Genomic DNA, 4,228 nt, shown 5'->3' with positions numbered 1-4,228 from the left:
CCCCCGGGCAGCGCGGTGACAGCGGCCCGTAAAGTTAGCTTAGGCACACCTAATATCGAGGGCGCTTCGCCCTCGGCGCGGGCGGCGGCGGTACGGACCTCACATCCCGACGCGCGCGGCCCGCTCCGGTGTGCCTGCCGGAGAGCTGCGAGAACGGGAGTGGAGATGCTGGGTGGCGGTCGGGACGCCAGACGTCCGCACGGGGAGCTGGTCGCGGACGTGCTGGCGGTGCTGTGGGCGGCCGGGGAGCCGCTGACCGCCCAGCAGGTCAAGGAGACCCTGAACCAGGGGCTGGCCCGCACCACCGTGGCGACGATCCTCACCCGCCTGCACGAGAAGGGCACCCTGGTCCGCTCCCGCCCCGGGCGGTCCTTCGCCTACGCCCCCGTGGAGGACGCCGCCGGACTGGCCGCCGGGCGGATGCGCCGGGAGCTGGAGAAGGAGCCCCAGCGCGACCTGGTGCTGAAGCGGTTCGTCTCCTCGCTGTCCGAGGACGACGAGGACGTCCTGCGCCGCCTGCTCCTCGACACCCGCCCCGAGGCCGAGGCCACTGCTGGAGCCGCCGCCGAACCCGAGGACCGCGCATGACCCTGGTCCTGGTGCTCGTCGCCCTGGCGCTGCTGGTCCCCTGGGCCGCGGTGCCGGCGGCCCGCCGCCTGGCCGTCCTGCTGCCGCCGCGCGGGGCCTCGTTCACCCTCGCCGGCGCGGCCGTCCTGCTGGCGGGCGGCACCGCCGCGGCCCTCGTCGGCCTGTTCCACGTCCCGTTCCTGGCGGGTCTGGAGCACCTGCCGCTGTCCCGCGTCCTCGCCCGGTGGCCCGCCGTGGTGCCGGTGTCCGGCGCCGCCGGGGTGCTGCTGGCCGTCCAGGCCGTACGGCTGGGGCGGCGGTGGCGGAGGCAGCGCGCGCTGCTGGCCCGCGCCTGGGAGTTGACCGGCGGCGCGACCAGCGACGGCGACCTGCTCGTGGTGGCGGGCGAGGAGGCGGAGGCCTTCGCCCTGCCCGCCCACCGGGGGCGTCCCGGCCGGGTCGTCGTCTCGGCCGGCATGCTCCGCGCGCTGGGGCCGACGGAGCGGGCGGTGCTGCTCGCCCACGAGCGCGCCCACCTGCGCGGGCGCCACCACCTGCTCTCGGCCGCGGCGGACCTCGCCGCCGCCGTCCACCCGGCGCTGGGCCGGCTGCGGGCCGACCTCGACTTCCACCTGGAGCGGTGGGCCGACGAGCAGGCCGCCCGCGCGGTCGCCGACCGGCGTACCGCCGCGACGGCCATCGCCCGGGCGGCCCTGGCCGGGTCGCCGTCCGTCCGCCACGCCACGGGCCCGCTGCTGTCGGTGAGCTCCGGTCCGGTGCCCCAGCGCGTCCAGGCGCTCCTGGGCCCCGCGCCCGCCCGGCCGACCGGGCAGCGGGCGCGGGCCGCCGTCGCCCTGCTCGCGGCCGTCGCGGTCGCGGCCCTGCTCGGCGTGGGCCTGGCCTACGGGCTGCACGAGTACGTCGAGTACGCGGCCCGGGCCCTGCTGGCGCACGGCGCCGTTTGACGACATCGATGTAGACCAACTGTTCGGGCCCGGGTATGGTGAGCCTCGGCTTGCGCGCGCGGGCCGTGCCGCCGTCGTCCGTCGACGGTCAGCCGTCCGTCGGGGACCGTGTCCACCCGGTCCCGGGGCCCGGCGCTCCCGTGCGGATGCCACCCCTGTGGCCCCCGGCCCGAGAACACGGCGGCCTTCCCGGACGATTGGACCTGCTGTGTACGACGGGAGGACGGGGTCGACGAGCCCCTTCGAACAGACCGTCTACCTCCTGTCGACGGCCGGCCGGGCGGCCGACCGCCTGCTGGCCGACCGCCTCGACTCGCGCGGGATGGGCCGCGCCCACCAGACGCTGCTGTCCGCGCTCGCCCAGCTGGGGCCGCACGGGCGCCACGACCTCGTCGAGCGCGCCGCCGTGACCGGGACCGACGCCGACCAGGCGCTGGACGACCTGCTGTCGGCGGGCCTGGTGCACTCCATGGTCGTCCACATCGGCGGACGGCAGGAAGTGCTGACGATCACCCCGGCCGGACAGGCGGCGCTGGACGTGCTGCACGAGGACGCCTCCGCCGTCCAGGAGGACCTGCTCGCCCCGTTGACGAAGGGCCAGCGCGCCGAGCTCAACTCCCTGCTGCGGCGGGTGTGCGCGGCGGCCGGCCGCGGCGCGGGACGCCGTACGCCCGCGCGGCCGGGCCCCCGCTGGGTGCTGACCGGCGGACAGCGCCGGAGGTGGGTCGTCGAGCAGGACGCCGCCGCCGGTGCGGCCGCGCGCCCGGACAGGGCCGCGCCCGGCCGGTGAGCACGGCGCCGCGACCGGCGGGGCTCCCGTAGCCGGTGCGGCGCCGGGTCAGCGCACGCTGCCCGCGGGCTGTTTGGTCACGGACGGTGCGGACAACGGCCCCCCGAGCGGCAGGACGTGGTCGGCGCGGCCGGTGACCAGGGGACGGTCGTGGCTGACCAGGACGACCGCCAGGCCCCGGCCGGTGCGCAGGCCGTCGAGGAGGTCCATGAGCGCGGCGGCGGTGTCGGTGTCGAGGGCGGAGGTGACCTCGTCGCAGAGCAGCACGTCGGGTTCGGCGGCCAGGGCGCGGGCCAGCGAGACCCGCTGGCGCTGCCCGCCGGAGAGCTCGTGGGGGTGGCGGGCCGCGTAGTGCGCGGGCAACCCGACGGCGTCGAGCAGTTCGGCGACGCGCTCCTCGCACCGGGCGGCGGGCAGGGCGAAGTGCAGCTTCAGCGGCCGGGTGAGGGTGGCGCCGACGGTGCGGGCGGGGTTGAGGGCGCCGAGGGGGTTCTGCGGGACGAGCTGGATGCGGCGGCGCTGGTCGCGAGTGCGGCGCCGGTAGGAGGCGGCCAGCGGCTGGTCGTGGAGCGTGAGGGTGCCGGTGTCGGGCGTGTGGAGTCCGGCGAGGGTGCGGACCAGGGTGGTCTTGCCGCAGCCTGACGGGCCGACAATTCCGGTGAGGGTGCCCGGGGTCAGGTCGAGGTCGACGTCCGCGAGGACGGTGCGCCGGGTGCGGCCGCTGCCCGTGTGGGCGCCGAGTGCCCGCACGCTCAGCACGGGGCCGCCGCCCTCGGCAGGCCGGGGCCCGCTCTCGGCCACCACCGTCGCCGGGCGGGCCGGCGCGGCCAGCGCGGACGGCGCGGACGGCGGGGCCTGCGCGGGCCACAGGGCGAGGGCGTCGTCGGCGCAGCGGGCGACGAAGTCGGGGTCGTGGCTGGTGAAGGCGATGGCGATGCCGTCGCGCTCGGCGATGGAGCGCAGCAGCTCGGCGATGTCGTCGCGCAGGGCGGCGTCGAGGCCCGCGGTGGGTTCGTCGAGCAGGAGGATCTCCGGCCGCCGGGCGAGGGCCCGGGCGAGGGCGACCCGGCGCTGCTGGCCGCCGGACAGCCCCGCGGTGCGGCGGTGTTCGAGGCGCTCGTCGGCGGGCAGCCGGACGGTGCGCAGCAGTTCGGGTACGGAGGTGCGGCGGCGGTCGGCGGCGGTCTCGGTGACGAGGCGCTCGACGCGCATCCGCGGGTTGAGGCCGGAGCCCGGGTCCTGGCCGACGAAGGCGAGCCGGTGGCGGCGGAGGCGGCGCAGTTCCTCGGGCGGCAGGGCGAGGATGTCCTGGCCGAGGACGTCGACGCCGCCGGCGCTGACGCGGGCGCCGGGCGGGAGGGCGCCGACGAGGGCGCGCAGCAGGGTGGTCTTGCCGGCGCCGGAGGGGCCGGTGATGGCGTGGACCCGGCCCGGGACGAGGGCGAGGTCGGCGTCGGTGAGCAGGGGCGTGTCCCCGAGCATGACGGTCAGGCCGGTGGCGCGGGCGGCGGGGTCGGGGGCGCTCACAACGGGGTTGCTCACAGCGGGGGTGCTCACAGCGGGGTCTCCGGGGTGGGCCGGGCGGGGGCGAGGGCTTCGGCGGCGAGGTTGACGCTGATGGCGAGCAGGCCGATGGCCAGGCAGGGCGCGCCGACGGCCCAGGGGTTGAGGGTGATGCCCGCCGCGTTCTCGCGGATCATCAGCGCCCAGTCGGCCTCGGGTGGTTGGGGGCCGAGCTGGAGGAACGCGGCGACGGAGACGATGTAGACGCCTTCGACGAAGCGCAGGCCGAACAGCGCCAGCAGGGTGGAGCGCAGGTTGGGCAGGACCTCGCGGAGCATCAGGTGCCCCAGCCGTTCGCCGCCCGCGGCCGCCGCCTCGATGTAGCCGGTGGCGGCGATGGGGG

The 4,228-nt window shown here is 77.6% G+C and carries 5 protein-coding genes; 3 read left to right on the top strand and 2 right to left on the bottom strand.

The genetic code is table 11. From position 1 onward, the window contains the following. Nucleotides 1-165: 165 nt before the first annotated feature. The 3 genes from ACFU7Z_RS37175 to ACFU7Z_RS37165 all read left to right on the top strand — a co-directional run bounded on the left by ACFU7Z_RS37175 (nt 166) and on the right by ACFU7Z_RS37165 (nt 2,322). On the top strand, nt 166-588 hold the full coding sequence (locus tag ACFU7Z_RS37175; RefSeq protein WP_380744587.1) for a BlaI/MecI/CopY family transcriptional regulator: 423 nt from the start codon (nt 166-168) through the stop codon (nt 586-588). Further along, the gene (locus ACFU7Z_RS37170) at nt 585-1,532 is read left to right on the top strand and encodes a M48 family metalloprotease (protein WP_380782509.1); all 948 of its coding nucleotides are present in this window, start codon (nt 585-587) and stop codon (nt 1,530-1,532) included. Before ACFU7Z_RS37175 ends, ACFU7Z_RS37170 begins: the two co-directional genes overlap by 4 nt. A gap of 208 nt (nt 1,533-1,740) precedes the next feature. Next, nucleotides 1,741-2,322, top strand: a complete 582-nt coding sequence (locus ACFU7Z_RS37165; protein ID WP_380782507.1) for a MarR family winged helix-turn-helix transcriptional regulator — start codon at nt 1,741-1,743, stop codon at nt 2,320-2,322. Nucleotides 2,323-2,370: 48 nt separating this feature from the next. On the opposite strand, the gene ACFU7Z_RS37160 is transcribed toward ACFU7Z_RS37165, so the two are convergent. Next, complete coding sequence (locus ACFU7Z_RS37160; RefSeq protein WP_380782505.1) at nt 2,371-3,864, bottom strand: ABC transporter ATP-binding protein; 1,494 nt, start codon at nt 3,862-3,864, stop codon at nt 2,371-2,373. Nucleotides 3,865-3,875: 11 nt separating this feature from the next. Beyond that, nucleotides 3,876-4,228: ABC transporter permease subunit (locus tag ACFU7Z_RS37155; protein WP_380782503.1), on the bottom strand; the 353-nt coding region annotated here is incomplete at its 5' end.

Origin of the sequence: Kitasatospora sp. NPDC057518, from assembly GCF_042802075.1 — a bacterium.
Lineage (GTDB): Bacteria > Actinomycetota > Actinomycetes > Streptomycetales > Streptomycetaceae > Kitasatospora.
Note: the sequence above shows the minus strand (reverse complement) of the source record. Positions and strands in the feature narration are given on the sequence as shown.